The following is a 16,244-nucleotide window of genomic DNA, read 5'->3' as shown; positions in this document are numbered from 1 at the left end:
CGCATCACCCTAGATCGACACGGCGCGTCCGGGAGCGGCGGTCGACCTGGATCGGGCCGGGCCAGGGTGCCGGCCTCAGCCGGCCTGCGCGACCGGGTGGCGCCGCATCTCCTCCATGAACGGGTAGCGCGCGGTCAGCTCGGCGAGCGTGATCCCCGCCCGCCAGGCGGCCGCCACCTGCGCGACCTGGAGCAGGTCGGTGGCGTCGCCGCGGGCCTGGACGTCGCCGTCCACCCTCAGGTCGATCATGAAGTAGCGGGCCTGGGAGCCGAGGCTGACGCAGACCACGCCCCGTGGGGAGGTCATCTCGGCGCAGGTGAAGCGGCTGCGCCCCTGCTCGGGCGCGGAGACCGCGCCGACGTCGAGCTGGTGCGCGGCGGCGGTCGCCACGAGCGCGGGGGCGAGACCACCCGGCTCGACCAGGTCCGGGTAGAGGCGCACACCCAGTGCGGCCGACACGTCGCTCATGCCTCACTCCCACTTCCTTGTGACAGAGACCAGCAGCGCGCAGGTTACGGGTGTGTTACCGGCACGCACGGCCATCCTGTCCCGTACGACCGTCCGGGGGCAATAGGAACGCCCTCATCGAACCCCTGCGAGGTACGCTCCCGCCTCATGGCGCACATCCGGTGTGACTTCTTCTCCGAGGCGCTCGGCGTGGGCACCTCGATGACGGTGCTGCTGCCCGACCCGGGCGCCGCCGGGATCGGCATGGCGGGTTCCGGCGCGGACGGTGACCCGCCGGTGCTCTACCTGCTGCACGGGCTGACCGACGACGACACGGTGTGGACGCGCCGCACGTCGATCGAGCGGTACGTGGCGCCGCTGGGGCTGGCCGTGGTGATGCCGCAGGTGCAGCGCAGCTTCTACTGCGACGAGGCACACGGCAACCGCTACTGGACGTTCCTCAGCGAGGAGCTGCCCGAGGTGTGCCGGTCGTTCTTCCGGCTGTCCGACCGCCGGGAGGACACGTTCGTCGCGGGCCTGTCGATGGGCGGCTACGGCGCGCTCAAGTGGGCGTTGCGCCGGCCGGAGCGGTTCGCGGCGGCGGCCAGCCTGTCCGGCGCGCTGGACGTGACCCGCCGCCGCCACCATCCGACCCACCCGGTCGACCCGGCGGTGTGGCACACGGTCTGGGGCGACGACCCGGTGCCGGCGGACGACGACACGGTGGGGCTGCTGGAGCGCTCCGGCGACGACCGGCCGGCGCTCTACGTCGCGTGCGGCACCGAGGACTTCCTGTACGAGGACAACGTGCGGTTCCTCGACGCGGCCCGCAAGCGCGACGTGCCGGTCACCGTCGACTTCGGTCCGGGGGACCACGACTGGGCGTACTGGGACGCACGCATCTCCGACGTGCTGGCCTGGCTGCCGCTGCGCACGCGTTGATCGGCCGGACTCAGACGCCGACGGTGCCGTCGATCGCCTCGCGGATCAGGTCGGCGTGCCCGTTGTGGCGGGCGTACTCGTGCAGCATGTGCAGCATGACCAGGCGCAGCGACACGTCCTCGCCCCAGCGGGCCTGGTGACCTGTCACGTCGAGGGACTCGGCCTCCCGCTCGATGCGCCGGGCGTGCTCGATCTCGCGCTGCCAGGCCTCGAACGCCTCCGCCACGTCGGCGTCGCGGGCGTCGTACGCCTGCTGGAAGTCACCGGTGTCCGACCACACCAGCGGCACGTCCTCGGCGGCGATGACCCGGCGGAACCAGGTGCGCTCCACCTCCGCCATGTGCCGGACCAGCCCGAGCAGGGACAGCGTGGACGGCGGCGACGCCTGCCGGCGCAACTGCTCGTCGGTCAGCCCCTCGCACTTGAGGGCGAGCGTGGCCCGGTGGAAGTCGAGGAACGCGCGCAGCGACTCCCGCTCCCCGCCGAGCAGCGGCGGGCCGATCCGTTCGGTCTCCATGAACGCCCACCCTAGCCGCAATCGATCATGGTGGAACGACCGCGTCACCGCAGCGACGAACCGGCCACCGGGAAGTCGAACCAGGTGTCCGGGTACGGCTCGTCGACGTAGCGGTAGTGCCACCACTCCAGCGGATAGTTCTCGAAGCCCTGCGCGGACATCAGCCGGCGCAGCAGGTCCCTGTTGTTGCGGGCGGTGTCGCTGATCCGCGCGTCGGCGGTGTGGGCACGCGGGTCGAAGCAGTCGAAGCCGGTGCCCATGTCGATCGAATCGTCGGCGAAGCGGCGGCCGGCCGGGTCGGTGCAGGGCACCAGCGGCTGGCCGGGCGTGTACCCGGCCTGCGGGGGCCCGGAGACCGGGACCAGGGTCAGGTCGACGGTGCTGCCCCGGCTGTGCGCGGTGGGCGCGCCGATGTAACCGTCGGCGAACAGCCGGTCCTTCGGCACGGCGGGGTAGAACTCGCCCTTCATCAGCTGGTCGCCGGGGAGTTTCGCCCAGGCGACGAAGTCGTCGGCCGCGCGCTGCGGGCGGTAGCAGTCGTACACCTTGAGGCTGTGCCCGCCGGCGAGCGCGGCGGTCTGCACCCGGTGCAGCGCCTGCGCCGCCGGGCGGGTGAGCAGGCAGCGTGGTTCGGCGTACCCGTCGATCGGACGGCCGACGAAGTTGTGCGAGCCCGCGTACCGGATGTCGGTGCGGACGGTGGGGTCGACGGTGCTGAGGTCCACGAAGTCCGCCGGGGCCCGCGGGCCGGTCGGGGTGGCTGACGGCGGCGCGGACGGCGACGGCGACGGCGCGGGCCGCTGGCAGGCGGCGGCGAGCAGCGCGGTCGCCACGGCCAGGCCCGCCGTCGCGCGCATGCCGGTGCCCATCCGCCGTGTCTACCAGCCCGGGCGGGCCGGCATCGGCGGAACCGGTGGTCAGGCGCCCAGGACGGTACGCAGGAAGTCCACAGCGGCGGCGTCGTCGTCGATGCCGCCCGCCTCGTGGCCGTTGAACCGCCACACCGTCAGGTCCTTGTCGCCCCGGTAGTCGTGGTAGGCGGCGTAGACCGTGGACGGCGGGACGATCTCGTCCATCAGCGCGACGGAGAACCGGGCCGGCGCGGTGGCGCGGCGGGCGAACGCGACGCCGTCGACGTAGCCGAGCGTGCGCAGCGTCTGCTCCTCGCGGTCGCGGTGCACGGCGAGGTAGTCCCGGATCTCCCGGAACGGCGCCGAGTCGGTGATCATGATCGCGCGCGGGATGTCGCAGAGAAACGGCACGTACGCCACCGCCGCGCGTACCGAGGGCGCCAGCGCGGCGGCCGCGAGCGCGGCGGCCCCGCCCTGGCTGTGACCGAGAACGGCGATCCGGTCCGGGTCGACTGCCGGCAGCTCACGCGCGGCGTCCACGGCGCGGACCGCGTCGGTGAGGAAACGACGGTAGTAGTACTTGTTCGGGTCCTCGATGCCCCGGGTGGCCATGCCCGGGGCCTGCGGCCCGGCGGCGGCCACGTCCGGGGTGTCGCCCCGGCTCCACCCCGAGCCCTGGCCACGGGTGTCCATCTGGAGGTGGGCGAAGCCGGCCGCGGACCAGAGCAGGTTCTCCAGCGCGTGGCCGCGCCCGCCGCCGTACCCGACGTACTGCACGATCGTGGGCAGCGGGCCGGATGCGCCGCGCGGCGCCCGCAGCCACGCGCGGATCGGCTGTCCGGCGAAGCCGGGGAAGGTCACGTCGAAGACGTCGACACCGGTCAGCGGCGTCGGCAGCGGGGTCGCCGTCACGGGGTCGCCGCACGAGCGCGCCTGTGCGAGAGTGTCAGCCCAGAAGGCGTCGAAGTCGGCAGGCTCGTGCAGGTCGCTGCGGTAGGTACGGAGTTCGGCCTCGGTCAGGTCGGTGAGCACGCCTCGGTCTTCCTCGTCGTTCGTCGGGGGTGGACGGCGAGCCGCCGGAAGATGACTGGCGCATTTCCGGAACGTTTCCGCAACTCGTGCGAACGCTAGGGCCGGTCCGGCCTGTCGTCAAGCCCTCTGCGTACGGCAAGATGTGCGTGGGGCGGGACGGTCTACCGGTCGGTTCCGGCAGCCGGCGAAGGGAACACGGGTGAGCGCGGACGACGAACGCAGGGTGACCATCACCGCGATCGCACGGGAGGCCGGCGTCTCGGTCCCGACCGTGTCGCGCGTGCTCAACGGGCGGTCCGACGTCGCGCCGGACACGCGGGAACGGGTCGAGGAGCTGCTGCGCCACCACGGCTACCGGCGCCGGGGCAGCCGTACGGTGCGCCGGGCGGACCTGGTCGACCTGGTCTTCAACGACCTGGACAGCCCTTGGGCCGTGGAGATCATCCGCGGCGTGGAGGACGTCAGTCACGCCGCCGGGGTGGGCACCGTCGTCTCGGCGATCCACCGCGAGTCCAGCTCCACCCGGCAGTGGCTGCACAACCTGCGCGCCCGCGCGTCCGACGGCGTGATCGTGGTGACCTCGCACCTGAGCCCGGCCGTGCAGGCCCAGTTGCGCCGCCTCAACGTGCCGGTGGTGGTGGTCGACCCGGCCGCCGGCGTGGCCGCCACCGACGTGCCGGCGATCGGCGCCACCAACTGGACCGGCGGCCTGGCCGCCACCGAGCACCTGCTCAAGCTCGGCCACCGGCGGATCGGTTTCGTGGCCGGCCCGCCGCACCTGCTGTGCAGCCGGGCCCGGCTGGACGGCTACCGGGCCGCGCTGGCCGCTGCCGGTGTGGCCGCCGACGACCGGCTGGTGCAGCCCGGCGACTTCTACCACGCCTCCGGGTTCACCGCCGGTGGCGCGCTGCTCGACCTCGACGAGCCGCCGACGGCCATCTTCGCGGCGAGCGACCAGATGGCGTTCGGGGTGTACGAGGCGGTGCGCCGGCGCGGACTGCGGGTCTGCGACGACGTGAGCGTGGTGGGCTTCGACGACCTGCCCGAGGCACGGTGGGCCTCACCGCCGCTGACCACCGTCCGCCAGCCCCTCGTCGAGATGGGGCGGCTCGCCGCGCGTACCGTGCTGCGGCTGGCCCAGGGTGAGGAGATCGACTCGCCCCGGGTCGAACTGGCCACCGAACTGGTGGTGCGCGACAGCACCGCGGCGCCCGCCTGCCGCTGACCCGGACCGCCGCTTTCAGTCCTGTTCCGGAATTTCCGGCTCGCGCAGAACCGGCCCGGTCGACATGGTGGCGGCGGCCGCCGCGGCGTGCCGGCGCCGCCGCGCCAGCAGCACCGCTCCCCCGGCCGTCAGCACCGCGCCCACCGCCACCGTCACACCGGCGCTGGGCGCGGCGCCGGGGCCCGGCGCGCCGCCACGCAGGTCGGCGTGCCCGGCCAGGGCCGACGCCCCGCCGCCCGCCGGTGGCGCGGTCCGGTCCAGCTCACCCGGCTCGACCAGCCGCCCGACCGAGGCGTCCCGAGGCTGCGCGAATCCCCAGTCCAGCAGCGCGGCGCCCTGCTGCCAGCCCCGCTGGCTGGTCACCTCGGCGCCGAGCAGCGTGACCACGAGCCGCCGCCCGCCGCGCTCGGCGGCGCCGACGTAGGTGTGCCGGGCCAGGTCGGTGAAGCCGGTCTTGCCGCCGATCGCGCCCGGGTACTGGTCCAGCAGCATGTTGTCGTTGGAGATCGCGAACGCCTTCTTGCGCAGCGCCGGCTGGGCCGGGATCTGCGCCGTACGGGTGGCGGCGTACCGGCGGAAGGCCGGGTTCGCGAAGCACGCCCGCGCGATGAGCGCCAGGTCGTACGCGCTGGTGAACTGGCCCGGACCGTCCAGCCCGGACGGGGTGACCGCGTGGGTCTGCCGCGCGCCGAGCCGGTGCGCCTCCTCGTTCATCGCCCGCACCCCGCCGGCCAGCCCGTCCGGGCCGCCGCCGAGGCGGGCCAGCGCGTTCGCCGCCTCGTTGCCGGAACGCAGCAGCAGTCCCAGCCAGATCGTCTCGATCCGGTACCGCCCGCCCTCGACCAGCCCGACCGCCGAGCTGCCCGGTTCCACGGCCAGATCCCCGGCGGTCACGGTGACCTCCCGGTTCGGGTCCAGCCGGGGCAGCATCGTGGCTGCCAGCAGCAGCTTCTGCACGCTCGCGGGCACCGCGTACTCGTGCGGCCCGCAGCCGCCGAGCACCGCGCCGCTGTCCAGGTCGGCGACCACCCAGGAGGTGGCGGTGACCGGCGGCGGCGCGGTCGACGCGGGCGGGACGACCAGCCCGGCGGTGTCCAGCGCCGCGCCGCCGACGGCCCGCGCGGCCGGATCGGGCGCGGGCGGCGGCTGCGGCGGCCGGGTCGACGGGGGCGGCACGTTCGGGCAGGGCGGCGCGGCCGGCATCCGGCGTACGGGCGCGCGGACGCCCGCCACCGCGGGCGTCGCCGACACCGGCACCAGCAGGGCGGCGGCCAGCGCCACGAAGGATCCCCAGGTCCTCATGACCCGGACGCTAGCCACGCCGACCCGAACGGGTCACCGGCTCCGGGATTCGGGCCCCGGCGCCGGGGCCACGCGGTAGGCTCCCCCGCCCGTGCCCGGATCAGCGCGCGGGCAGCCCGTGACCGCTGAGCGGGCCGACGTGCCATCCGCGGCGACGGCACTCGGCCAGCACGCGCGGAAGCGCGGCGACACCGGCCCGCCAGGCGCCCGGCGCGGCGGTACGGGAGGAGTCGTGCAGCAGGATCGTGCCGCCTCCCTCCAGCCCGGACAGGACGGTTCGCGCGACCGTGTCGGCGGTGGCCGTGGCGGTCCAGTCCCGCCCCCAGCAGCTCCACAGCACCGGCCGCAGACGCAGCCGCCGGGCGGCCGTGAGCGCCGCGGCGGTGAGCACGCCGTACGGCGGTCGCAGGAACCGGGGCGCACGGCCGGTCACGTCCGTGACCAGGTCGTACGCGCGGGTCAGGTCCCGGACGGTGCGGGCCGGGCCGCGCAGCAGCAGGTTGTCGTGCGTCCAGCCGTGCACGGCCACCTCGTGGCCGTCGTCGACCAGCCGGCGGCCCAGCGCCGGGTTGCGCCGCAGCATCGCGCCGAGCACGAAGAACGTGGCCCGGACCCGGTGTGCCGCCAGCACGTCCAGGACGTGGCCGGTGGACTCCGGGTCCGGGCCGTCGTCGAAGGTCAGCGCGACCCGGTCGGGCGCCCCGATTCCGTGCAGGCCGGGCAGCCACCGCCGCCGCACGGCGGGCAGCGCCGTGACCGACGGCGCCACCTGCAGCACCGGCAGCGCGAGCGCGGCGGCCCGGGCCAGGGTCGCCGCTCTCATCGCAGACCGCCGGTGGACTGCAGCATCGCGGCGAGTACGGCGACCGCGTCGCCGACCGGGTCCAGCAGCGGGCGGCGCGTGCCGGCCGAACCCGCGGGCGGCGCCCGGCGAGCCGCCTCGGCGACCAGGCCGGCCGGGTCCTGGGACACGTCGTCGTGGGACGGGACCACCGGTGAAGTCCCGATCACCGCCGCGAGCACCGGCCCGAGCTGCTGCGGTGTGCCCGCCCACCGGCTCAGGCCGGCGCGGGCCAGGATCGCGGCGTTCGCACGCCCGTGTCCGGCGATGGGCCGGTACGTGACCACCGGCAGCCCGGCCGCCAGCGCCTCCTGGCAGGTGAGCCCGCCGGCGTTCTCCACCATCACGTCGACGGCGCGCATCAGTGCCGGCATGTCGTCGACCCAGCCCAGCACGTACCGGCCGGCGCCGTGCAGCCGGCGGCGCAGCGCCGCGTTGTGCCCGCACACCACCACCGGGCGGACACCCGCCGCGGCGACCTCGGCCACCGTCGCCGGCACCTCGCCGGCGCCCCAGGAGCCCGCGACGACAAGCGCGAGCACACCGTCGGCCGGGAGGCCGAACCGCTGACGGGCCCGCTGCCGGTCCTCCGGGCCGGGCCGGGCGAAGGCGCGGGACACCAGCGGCTGCACCACCGTGACGTCGGCGGCGTCGGCCTGGCGCGTCTCGGCGTGGCGGACCGCGCAGTACACGTCCACGCCCGGCGCGAGCCAGGTCGGGTGCACCACGAAATCGGTCACGTAGGTGATCACCGGGACACGGAGCCGCCCGTGCCGCCGCAACGGGCCGAGGAGCTGGTTGGCGAACGGATAGGTGGTGACCACGGCCCGGGTGTCGGACGGGATGCGGCGGCGCAGGCGACGGCGCAACGGCCTCAGCAGCGCGCGGATCGCGCGTACGGCCGTCGGTGAGCTGCCGGTCAGCCGGAACAGCGCGTGGTAGCCCCACGGGAGCCGGTGCAGCACCCCCCGGTACGTCTCGCGCACCGCCCGGTGCAGCGGGCGGGGCAGCAGGTGCAGAAGGTTCAGCCGGTCCACCGCGAAGCCCCGCGCACGCAGCCGTTGCGCCAGCTCGTCAGCGGCCCGGTCGTGTCCGGCGCCGATGTCCGCCGAGACCACCACGATCCGGCCCGGGTGCTCCATGCCGGGCGCATACCCACGGAATCGGTGTCCACGCGACCCGCCGGGACACCGGGTTCAGGCGCGGCGGCGTCCGCGGCGGCGGGACCGGCCCCGGCGGGCGGCGAGCACCGCCGCCACCCCGCCGACGGTGAGGGCGAGCAGACCGGCGAGCGGCACGATCATCCGCCAGTCCCCCTCGCCGACGCGGCGCAGCGCGGTGCCGGCCGGCCCCCGCCACGGCGGCGAGACGGTACGGGCCGGCGCGGCGGCGGGAGCGTTACGGGGTTCCGCCGCCTCGGCGTCCCCCTCACCCGGCTCCACCAGCCGGCCGACCGAGGCGTCCCGGGGCAGCCCGAAGCCCCAGTCGAGCAGCTGGGCGCCCTGCTGCCAGCCGCGTACCGGCCTGGCCTCGGCGCCGAGCAGCGTCACCACGAGACGGCGTCCGCCGCGTTGCGCGGCGCCGACGTAACTGTGCCGGGCCAGCTCGGTGAAACCGGTCTTGCCGCCGAGCGCGCCCGGATAGCGGTAGATCAGCTGGTTCTCGTTCTGGATCTGGAACCCGCCCTTCTTCAGGGCGGGCTGGGCCGGGATCTGTGTGCGTTCGGTGAGCGCGTACCGGCGGAACGCGGCGTCGGCGAAGCAGGCCCGCGCGATCAGCGCCAGGTCGTACGCGGTGGTGAACTGCCCGGGGCCGTCCAGTCCGGACGGGGTGACCGCGTGGGTCTGCCCGGCGCCGAGCCGGCGGGCCTGCGCGTTCATCTCGGCGACGCCGGCCTGCGTGCTGCCGGCGCCGAGACGGGCCAGCATGTTCGCCGCGTCGTTGCCGGACTGCAGGAGCAGGCCCAGCCAGAGCGTCTCCACGCTGTAGCGGCCACCGACGAGCAGCCCGACGGCCGAGCTGCCCGGTTCGATGTCGAGGTCGGCGCGGGTCGCGACGGCCACCTGCTTCGGGTCGAGCCGGCTCAGCATGGTGGCGGCCAGCAGCAGTTTCTGGGTGCTGGCCGGCGTGCCGGGGACGTGCGCCCCGCACGCGCCCAGAACGGCGCCGGTGTCCAGGTCCGCCACGAGCCAGGTGCTGGCGGTGACCGCCGGGGGCGCGGGGCTGCCCGGCGGCGCGACCAGCCCGGCGCCGGCCAGCGCCTCCCCGCCCACCGCCGCCTGTTCGGGTGTCGTGGCCGGCGGCGTCGGGCGGGGCGGCCGGCTCACCTTCGGCGCGGGCTGCCGGGGGCAGGGCACGGTGGCGCCGGGCGCGGGGGCCGTCCCGGGGGCGGCCGGCGCCGGTGCGGGTGTCCCGGCGGCGAGCAGGGTGACGGCGGTGACGGCGGCCAGGACCCGGGCTCTCATGAGAAGGCACCATACCGAGCCCGTTGATCAGGGCCGGGTGGCTCACCGGGGCCGTGACGCGGCGCCGATCGCCCGGCCCCGCTCGGTGACCGGCCGGGGGTCAGCGCACGCCGCGCAACCACCATCGTTGCCACGGCGTCTCCACCGCCTTCCGGTGGTAGCGGGACCGGACCCAGGCCACCGCCCGGGCGGGCGGCAGCCCGTCCAGTACGGCGAAGGCGGCGAGCGCGGTTCCGGTACGCCCCACACCGCCGTGGCAGGCCACCTCGACCCGCTCGCCCGCGTACGCGCGCCGCCATGCCTCCCGCAGCGCGTCGAGCGCGTCGGCGCGGTCGGCCGGGATCCAGAAGTCGGGCCAGCGGATGCGCCGGGCGGGCCACTCCGGTTCGGGGCCGGGCGCCAGCAGCAGCGCGAAGTCGGCGGGCGAGGCGGGCTCGGCGACTCGCCGCCCGCGGACGGTGGCGCCCCCGGGCAGCGTGAGCAGGCCGGCCTGATCGGTCCACGGTGTCGCGTCCATGGCCCATTGTGTCGTGTGGCACGGACACGTGAGTGCCCGCCGGACTCCGTCCGGCGGGCACTCACGATCGAGCCGGGTCTTTCCCGGCGCGCCCCGGATCAGCCGAGGCGACGGCGACGCCAGGCCATGGAGGCCAGCAGCAGCACCGCGCCGGCGGCGGCGAGGCCCCCACCGAGCTTCAGCGGCGTGCCGATGCTGTCACCGGTGACCGGCAGCCCGCCGTGGTGCGGGGACTTGGTCGGCCGCGGCGGCAGGACGGTGCCGGTGGCGCTGGCGATCCGACCGGACGTCAGACCGGTGGCGGTGAACGTGTACCGCCCGGGCCGGGTCGGCCGGTAGGTCACGGTGAAGTTGCCGCTGGCGTCGGTCGTCACGGTGAACGTGGTCGGCGCGGGCTGCGGCTGGGCGCGGTTGGGCGTGTAGGCGACCGGCGCCATCGCCACCGTGCTGCCGTCGCTGCGTCGCGCGGAACCGTCGGCCGGGGCGGCCGCGGGCAGGCCCGAGATCGCCACGTCGATTCGGACCGTCTCGTTCGGCCCGAAGTTCGATCCCCGCAGGGTGAACGTCTCGCCGAGCCGGATGGTCGTCGGTGAGACGGTCAGCGACGCGACCTCGGGCGGGTAGACCGGGGGTTGCGGCTGCGCCGCCCCGGCCGCGGTCGGCACGGCCGCTACGGCCAGGCCCACCGTGAGCGCCATGATGATGCGGGATAGCCGCATGATGGTTTCCCTCCTACTGTTCACAGCTTGGTGCGTTGACTACTTGGGTGGTCCATGGGGTGACGGTGGGCGTGTGCACCAGCTCGGCCGTCCCGGCGCCGGTCTGGCCGGTGAGCACCGTGACGTCGAGCGTCCGGGTCTGCCCCGGGCGGGTCTCCACGTTGGCCACCGCCACCTGGCGGCGGCCGTCGGTGCCGCTGCCCATCGCGGTGTCCCTCCCGTCGAGCCGCCCGGTGAGGACGGCGCCCCCGGTGGGCGTGTGGACGGAGACGAAGGTGCGTGCGGTGTACTTGTCGCCGGACAGGGCCAGCCCGGTCACCGACTTGGTCAGGCCCGACTTCGGGGCGGTGGAGTTCACCGTCACCTTCAGCCGCAGCTCGCGGCGCCCGTCCGGATGGCATTCGCCGACCGTCACGGTGGCCGAGAACCTGAGGTAGTAACCGAGCTTCGCGCCGCTGCCGTCGTTGAGGAACACGCCGACAGTCGGCACGGTGTCCTTCTCCGGGAGCTGACCCGCCAGCCGGGTGTCGGCCAGCGCGCGCTGCTCATCGGATCGGACACTCCAGAACAATATCCGACGTTCGCTAATGGAACGACTAAAAACGGTCAAAAGCGACCGAGGGTCGACCGTCTTGGTGAACAACGTGTCGAACACGCCGGACGCGGCCCGGGCGAAGAACACGTCCTGGTCCTTGGTGTCCAGGTCCCGGTACGAGTCACTGAGCAGCGTCCGCACGGCGGTGGCGGCGGCCAGCGAAGGCCCGTCCGGCACGGTCACCGGGCCGACCACGCCGAGCAGGTACGACAGGACCACGGGGTCCACCGCCAGCACGCCGTCCACGGTGGTGCCGGTACGGCGGCGCACCATGTCCCGGTAGAGCGCGGCGGCGGCCGGGAAGTCCGGGCTGAGGTTCACATCCGCCGGATAGATGCCCGGCAGGTCGCCCCAGAGCCGCTTCGCCTCCGCGCCGATCTTGAGTGGTGGGTCGAAGGGACCCATGCCGGCCGAGGTGCCCTGCTTGACCAACCGGACCCGGCCGCCCTCGGCCCGCAGCACCGCGTACGCGCCGAACATGCCGCCGGTGGCGCGCAGCTCGGCCGGATTCTGCGAGACGAGCAGATAACTGCGTGGCCCGTCCGCACCGAGCAGCGGCGGCAGCAGCCGCGCGCCCCGATCCGCCGCCGAGGTCAGCTCGCCCAGTTTGTCCAGCTCCGCGCGCAGCGCGGTGACCGCGTCGCGCACCTGCGCCACGAGGCTGTCCACCGGCACCTGCCGCAACCGCTCGGCGGTGGCCCGGACCGCCTGGTCGGCCGCCGCGACCTCGGCCGAGACCCCGCGCAGGCGGGCCAGGTCCAGCCGGCCCTGCTTCGGCACCAGCGAGGCGAGGTCGACCCGCAGCAGCGTGGGGAACGCGAGCCGGGCCAGGTCGTCCACCGCCACCGAGATCTGCCGCACCGCGGCCAGGTTGTCCCCCGCGTAGGGGGCCTGCTGGCCGGCCCACCAGACCGGATCCCCGGTAGCGCCGCGCGCGGCGGCCGCCTGCTCCTGCAACGCGGCGAGCGTGCGCTGCGCCCGGGCCACGTCGCCGTCGAGCACCTGGGCGCTGAGCTCCTTGGCCAGCCCGGCGGCGTTGACCAGGTGGGCGCGGGCCTGCCAGCCCCGGAACGCCACCCAGCCACCGGCGCTGAGCAGCACCGAGACGACGACCAGCCCGGTCAGCAGGATCCGGCGGACCCGGGCGCGCCGGCGCCGCCGCGAGCGCCGTCGGCGGCCGGGCGAAGGACCGGGTCCGGACACAAAATCCTCCTACGAGACGAATAAGACACTTTTCGCAATCGAGTTGCTTTCTAGCACGGAAAAGGGAGGCTTAGTTGGCTATTCCGCCGCTCTGTCGGCTTGCATCGCTTCTGCGAGTTTTGCTCGCTTCGGCGCCACACCCGCCGCCTCCTGCAGCAGGGCCTCGATCCGGTCCACGCCGGCCCGCATCGACATCTCCCGCAGGTACGCCCCCCGGCCCCGCCTACCCATGTCGATCCGGGCGGCCGCCGGGATGGCGGCGGCCAGCCAGAAGCGGTCGGCGAGCGCCGCCCAGTCCTCCGGCGGGCAGGACAGCCCCGCGCGGGCCCGCTCGACCAGCTCCGCCGTCTCCCCACCGGCGGAGGCGACCACCGGCGCGGCACAGGAGAGCGCGGCCTGGAGCTTGGCGGGCACGGTCCCCCGCAGCTCGGGCAGGTCGCGCTGCGCCACGAGCTGATAGTCGGCGGCCGCGTAGAGCTGCGGCATGTCCACGGCGGACCGTCGCTCGACGAACCGGACGTTGTCGGCGCCGAGCTCGGTGGCGAGCCCCCGCACCCGCCGCTCCTGCGGACCGGAGCCGACCAGCACCAGGTCCATCCGGTCGCCGAGCGCCGCCGCCGCGCGGACCGCCGTCTCCAGCCCCTGGCGCACGCCGATCGTGCCGGCGTGCATCACCACGCAACGGTCGTCCCGCCGGATGAGCCGGCGGACGGCCGGACCGGCCTGGGTCGGACGGAAGATGCGTTCGTCGGTCCAGTTGAGCACCGTACGCACCCGCGCCGGATCGGCCCCGCGGGCGCGCACCAGATCCGCCATGGACGGCGAGCTGACCGCCACCACTGCCGCCTCCCGGTAGAGGCGGCGCATGGCGGCCTCCAGCCGGGCCGGCGCCCGGTCGCTCTGCGCCGGGCCCGGCTCGTGCTCCGTCCAGACGTCCTGCACGTGCAGGACGGTGGGCGTACGGCCGAGCAGCCGCAGCAGCCCGGACGCCGCGAACGTGACCGCCGGGTGACCGAAGACGTAGAGCGCGTCGACGCCCCGCAGCAGGCCCCGCCCGGCGAGCGCGGCGCTTCCGGCGAAGGAGAGCCAGCTCGCGGTACGGGCCCGGGGCGTGCCGTCGCCGCCGGCGTACCGGGGCACCCGGCGTACGGTCAGCCGCTCGCTGTGCGTCTGGTGCCGCCAGCGCTGCCGCCAGCCCGGATAGACGTGGCCACCCGGGTAGTCCGGGAACCCGGTGAGCACCCGTACCTCGTGGCCCCGGGCGACCAGCTCCTCGGCCAGGCTGCCCGGGACGAACGCCGGCTCCGGCGGGAAGTGGTACGACAGGATGCCGATCCTCATGTCCACGCTCCCGGCGCGGCTTGCCGGACGGGCGCGCGGCGCGGCGCGTACGATTCCGGCAACCCCTCTGCGTCCGGCCGCGACAGCCGGAAGAACGCCGTCGCGGCACTCTGCGCCGCGACCGTGCCGACGAGAGGGGTGCAGATGGTCGACGAGGTCCTCTTCGTCTGCCACGCGAACATGTGCCGGTCACCGATGGCGGAGTTCATCGCCCGCCGGATGCTGGCCGGTCTGCCGCTGGCGGTCGCCAGCGCGGGCACCGACGCGATCGACGGCGCCGCCATGCACCCGTACGCGGTCGAGGTGGCCGCCCGGACCGGCGCGGACCCGGCGGCCTTCCGCACCCGGCGGCTGCGCCCCGAGCACCTGACCGGAGCGGCGCTGGTGCTGACCGCGACCCGCCGCCAGCGCTCGGCCTGCACCGCGATGGCCCCGGCCACGCTGGCGCGGACGTTCACGCTCCGGCAGTTCGCCCGGCTGGCCACCGAGGCCCGGGCGGACGAGGCGGAGGCGGGCACGCCGTTGCGGGCGGCGGTGTCGGCCGCCGTGCGCGCCCGGGGGCGGCTGCAACCCGCCGCCCCCGACGTGGACGACCTGCGCGACCCGATCGGCGGCTCGCCGGCCGACTTCCGGCGGTGCGCGGAGGAGATCGAGCGGTCGATCCGCCCCGTGCTCGCGCTCATCGCGACAGCCGGGTGAGTTCCTGCGTCCGGTCGCCCCCGACGGCCTTGGCGCCCCGGCGGCTGCCGGCCCGGTCGGCCGGCACCGAGGGCGCGGCCGGCGGCACGACCACCTTGTACGCCTCGTACTGGTAGGCGTCCGACTTGGCCACCTTGGCCATGTTGAGCACGCAGCCGAGCAGGCGCACCGAGACCGAGCTGAGCGCGTTCGCCGCCGCCGCCACCTGGCTGCGCGAGGTCCGGCCCTGCTGGGTGACCAGGAGCGCGCCGTCGGCCTGCACGGCCACCACCACGCCGTCGGTGACGGCCAGCAGCGGCGCGGTGTCGATCACCACGATGTCCGCCGAGTCCCGCAGCGCCACCAGCAGGTCCGCCATGGACTTCGAGCCGAGCAGCTCGCTCGGGTTGGGCGGGGTGGCGCCGCTGGGCAGCACGAGAAGGGACTTCTCCCCCCAGCGCTGCACCACGTCACCGACCTGGACGTCGCCGACCAGCACGTCGGTGAGGCCGACGCCGCCGTCGAGGCCCAGGTAGTCGGCCACCTTCGGGCGGCGCAGGTCGGCGTCGATGAGCAGCACCCGCCAGCCCGCCTCGGCCAGCGCGATGGCGGTGTTGCAGGCCATCGTGGTCTTCCCCTCGCCCTGCAACGCGCTCGTGACCGCGATGACCCGGGCCGGCTCGTGCACGTCCACGAAGCGCAGGTTCGTGCGCAGTTTGCGGACCGCCTCGGCCCGGGCGGAGGTGGCCGCCGCGCCGACGATCAGCGGCGCCGCCTTCGCGCCGTTCTCGTACGGGATCTCGCCGAGCAGCGGACTGCCGGTCACCCGTTGCAGCGCGGCGCCGTCGCGCATCCGAACGTCGGCCAGCCCGCGCAGCACGGCCAGCGCGGCGCCGAGCAGCAGGCCCAGCACACCGCCCATGACCAGGTTGCGCGTGGGCTGCGGCGAGACCGGGCTGGACGTCACCCGGGGACCACTGACGACCTCGATCTTGATCGGCGGGGCATTGCCGTCCGGCGGCGTCTCGACCTTGCGCACCAGCTCGGTGAACTTCGTCGCGAGCGTCTCGGTGGTCTTCAGCGCCCGGGTCTGGTCGGTGTCGGTGATCGTGGCCTTGAGCAGGACCGTGCCGGTCGTGCTGGCGGTCCGGATCCGGCTGCGCACCTGGTCGGCGGTGAGACCCAGCGGCGCGTCGGCCACCACGCTCTGCGCCAGCCGGTCGCTGGTGAGCAGGTCACCGTAGGACTTCACCCGCTGCTGAAGGAAGAGGCTGCCCTGGTAGGCGTCGGTGACGCCCTGGCTGGGCGTGGTGACGAAGAACGTCACCGAGGCCTCGTACCGAGGTGCCGTCCGGACCGTCACGAGCGCGGCGGTGCCCAGGGCGAGCATCACCGTCACCAACACGATCCACCAGTGGCGTCGGACCAGGCGCAGGTAGCCGAGAACGTCCATCACGCCCTCCCTAGCGACACGCCGGTCTGCCGATGAAACTGCACGAAAGCCCCCTAAAAGCACCCGTACCCGTGCCAGGATCGAATCGCCTATTCACGACGTTACGTGACTTGACG

The 16,244-nt window shown here is 74.8% G+C and carries 16 protein-coding genes; 3 read left to right on the top strand and 13 right to left on the bottom strand.

Annotated elements, in window-relative coordinates:
- Nucleotides 1-75: 75 nt before the first annotated feature.
- A complete protein-coding gene (locus O7542_RS09255) occupies nt 76-468 on the bottom strand; it encodes a hypothetical protein (protein ID WP_043323741.1) in 393 nt (130 codons plus the stop codon).
- 147 nt (nt 469-615) lie between these two features.
- Between O7542_RS09255 and O7542_RS09250 the strand changes: the two genes are divergently transcribed.
- Entirely contained in the window at nt 616-1,389 is a 774-nt protein-coding gene (locus O7542_RS09250; protein WP_043323740.1) for an alpha/beta hydrolase family protein, read from the top strand.
- A 10-nt stretch (nt 1,390-1,399) separates the two neighbouring features.
- Here O7542_RS09250 and O7542_RS09245 read toward each other — a convergent pair whose 3' ends face one another.
- The 3 genes from O7542_RS09245 to O7542_RS09235 are packed head-to-tail and all read right to left on the bottom strand — an operon-like array spanning nt 1,400 to nt 3,789.
- Nucleotides 1,400-1,906 (bottom strand): DinB family protein, encoded by a 507-nt coding sequence (locus tag O7542_RS09245; RefSeq protein WP_064445820.1) that lies wholly within the window; start codon nt 1,904-1,906, stop codon nt 1,400-1,402.
- 44 nt (nt 1,907-1,950) lie between these two features.
- On the bottom strand, nt 1,951-2,763 hold the full coding sequence (locus tag O7542_RS09240) for a M15 family metallopeptidase (RefSeq protein WP_281606456.1): 813 nt from the start codon (nt 2,761-2,763) through the stop codon (nt 1,951-1,953).
- A 60-nt stretch (nt 2,764-2,823) separates the two neighbouring features.
- The gene (locus tag O7542_RS09235; protein ID WP_210869142.1) at nt 2,824-3,789 is read right to left on the bottom strand and encodes an acetylxylan esterase; all 966 of its coding nucleotides are present in this window, start codon (nt 3,787-3,789) and stop codon (nt 2,824-2,826) included.
- A gap of 199 nt (nt 3,790-3,988) precedes the next feature.
- Between O7542_RS09235 and O7542_RS09230 the strand changes: the two genes are divergently transcribed.
- On the top strand, nt 3,989-5,014 hold the full coding sequence (locus O7542_RS09230; RefSeq protein ID WP_043323734.1) for a substrate-binding domain-containing protein: 1,026 nt from the start codon (nt 3,989-3,991) through the stop codon (nt 5,012-5,014).
- A 15-nt stretch (nt 5,015-5,029) separates the two neighbouring features.
- Here the strand turns inward: O7542_RS09230 and O7542_RS09225 are convergent, their stop codons facing one another.
- The 8 genes from O7542_RS09225 to O7542_RS09190 form a co-directional block, all read right to left on the bottom strand.
- The gene (locus O7542_RS09225; RefSeq protein ID WP_069088600.1) at nt 5,030-6,316 is read right to left on the bottom strand and encodes a serine hydrolase; all 1,287 of its coding nucleotides are present in this window, start codon (nt 6,314-6,316) and stop codon (nt 5,030-5,032) included.
- Between the two features lie 100 nt (nt 6,317-6,416).
- A complete protein-coding gene (locus O7542_RS09220) occupies nt 6,417-7,139 on the bottom strand; it encodes a polysaccharide deacetylase family protein (protein WP_069088599.1) in 723 nt (240 codons plus the stop codon).
- Nucleotides 7,136-8,299: a glycosyltransferase gene (locus O7542_RS09215; protein WP_064445817.1), complete on the bottom strand. Its 1,164-nt coding sequence runs from the start codon at nt 8,297-8,299 to the stop codon at nt 7,136-7,138. Before O7542_RS09215 ends, O7542_RS09220 begins: the two co-directional genes overlap by 4 nt.
- 54 nt (nt 8,300-8,353) lie before the next feature.
- Nucleotides 8,354-9,622 carry a serine hydrolase gene (locus O7542_RS09210; RefSeq protein ID WP_064445816.1) on the bottom strand — a complete coding sequence of 423 codons (1,269 nt, stop codon included), beginning with the start codon at nt 9,620-9,622 and terminating at the stop codon, nt 8,354-8,356.
- A gap of 100 nt (nt 9,623-9,722) precedes the next feature.
- Nucleotides 9,723-10,139: a protein-tyrosine phosphatase family protein gene (locus tag O7542_RS09205; RefSeq protein ID WP_166455883.1), complete on the bottom strand. Its 417-nt coding sequence runs from the start codon at nt 10,137-10,139 to the stop codon at nt 9,723-9,725.
- A 98-nt stretch (nt 10,140-10,237) separates the two neighbouring features.
- Nucleotides 10,238-10,858, bottom strand: coding sequence for a hypothetical protein (locus tag O7542_RS09200; protein ID WP_043323730.1), 621 nt, complete (start codon nt 10,856-10,858; stop codon nt 10,238-10,240).
- Nucleotides 10,859-10,871: 13 nt separating this feature from the next.
- Complete coding sequence (locus O7542_RS09195; RefSeq protein WP_281606037.1) at nt 10,872-12,656, bottom strand: DUF4012 domain-containing protein; 1,785 nt, start codon at nt 12,654-12,656, stop codon at nt 10,872-10,874.
- A gap of 78 nt (nt 12,657-12,734) precedes the next feature.
- Nucleotides 12,735-13,997: a glycosyltransferase family 4 protein gene (locus tag O7542_RS09190; protein ID WP_281606036.1), complete on the bottom strand. Its 1,263-nt coding sequence runs from the start codon at nt 13,995-13,997 to the stop codon at nt 12,735-12,737.
- 144 nt (nt 13,998-14,141) lie between these two features.
- Here O7542_RS09190 and O7542_RS09185 point away from each other — a divergent pair, with 144 nt between their 5' ends.
- A complete protein-coding gene (locus O7542_RS09185) occupies nt 14,142-14,696 on the top strand; it encodes a protein-tyrosine-phosphatase (RefSeq protein ID WP_043330096.1) in 555 nt (184 codons plus the stop codon).
- Here the strand turns inward: O7542_RS09185 and O7542_RS09180 are convergent.
- On the bottom strand, nt 14,677-16,128 hold the full coding sequence (locus O7542_RS09180; RefSeq protein WP_043323724.1) for a polysaccharide biosynthesis tyrosine autokinase: 1,452 nt from the start codon (nt 16,126-16,128) through the stop codon (nt 14,677-14,679). The genes O7542_RS09185 and O7542_RS09180 overlap by 20 nt on opposite strands.
- Between the last annotated feature and the right edge of the window lie 116 nt (nt 16,129-16,244).

The organism is Micromonospora sp. WMMC264 (genome assembly GCF_027497275.1).
Taxonomy (GTDB): domain Bacteria; phylum Actinomycetota; class Actinomycetes; order Mycobacteriales; family Micromonosporaceae; genus Micromonospora; species Micromonospora chalcea.
Note: the sequence above shows the minus strand (reverse complement) of the source record. Positions and strands in the feature narration are given on the sequence as shown.

Excerpts from the sequence above, each read along its gene's own strand:
- O7542_RS09200 (WP_043323730.1), bottom strand. The coding sequence starts at position 10,858 with ATGCGGCTATCCCGCATCATCATGGCGCTCACGGTGGGCCTGGCCGTA.
- O7542_RS09185 (WP_043330096.1), top strand. The coding sequence starts at position 14,142 with ATGGTCGACGAGGTCCTCTTCGTCTGCCACGCGAACATGTGCCGGTCA.
- O7542_RS09180 (WP_043323724.1), bottom strand. The coding sequence starts at position 16,128 with ATGGACGTTCTCGGCTACCTGCGCCTGGTCCGACGCCACTGGTGGATC.
- O7542_RS09225 (WP_069088600.1), bottom strand. The coding sequence starts at position 6,316 with ATGAGGACCTGGGGATCCTTCGTGGCGCTGGCCGCCGCCCTGCTGGTG.
- O7542_RS09210 (WP_064445816.1), bottom strand. The coding sequence starts at position 9,622 with ATGAGAGCCCGGGTCCTGGCCGCCGTCACCGCCGTCACCCTGCTCGCC.
- O7542_RS09250 (WP_043323740.1), top strand. The coding sequence starts at position 616 with ATGGCGCACATCCGGTGTGACTTCTTCTCCGAGGCGCTCGGCGTGGGC.
- O7542_RS09240 (WP_281606456.1), bottom strand. The coding sequence starts at position 2,763 with ATGCGCGCGACGGCGGGCCTGGCCGTGGCGACCGCGCTGCTCGCCGCC.
- O7542_RS09215 (WP_064445817.1), bottom strand. The coding sequence starts at position 8,299 with ATGGAGCACCCGGGCCGGATCGTGGTGGTCTCGGCGGACATCGGCGCC.
- O7542_RS09205 (WP_166455883.1), bottom strand. The coding sequence starts at position 10,139 with ATGGACGCGACACCGTGGACCGATCAGGCCGGCCTGCTCACGCTGCCC.
- O7542_RS09190 (WP_281606036.1), bottom strand. The coding sequence starts at position 13,997 with ATGAGGATCGGCATCCTGTCGTACCACTTCCCGCCGGAGCCGGCGTTC.
- O7542_RS09255 (WP_043323741.1), bottom strand. The coding sequence starts at position 468 with ATGAGCGACGTGTCGGCCGCACTGGGTGTGCGCCTCTACCCGGACCTG.
- O7542_RS09220 (WP_069088599.1), bottom strand. The coding sequence starts at position 7,139 with ATGAGAGCGGCGACCCTGGCCCGGGCCGCCGCGCTCGCGCTGCCGGTG.
- O7542_RS09245 (WP_064445820.1), bottom strand. The coding sequence starts at position 1,906 with ATGGAGACCGAACGGATCGGCCCGCCGCTGCTCGGCGGGGAGCGGGAG.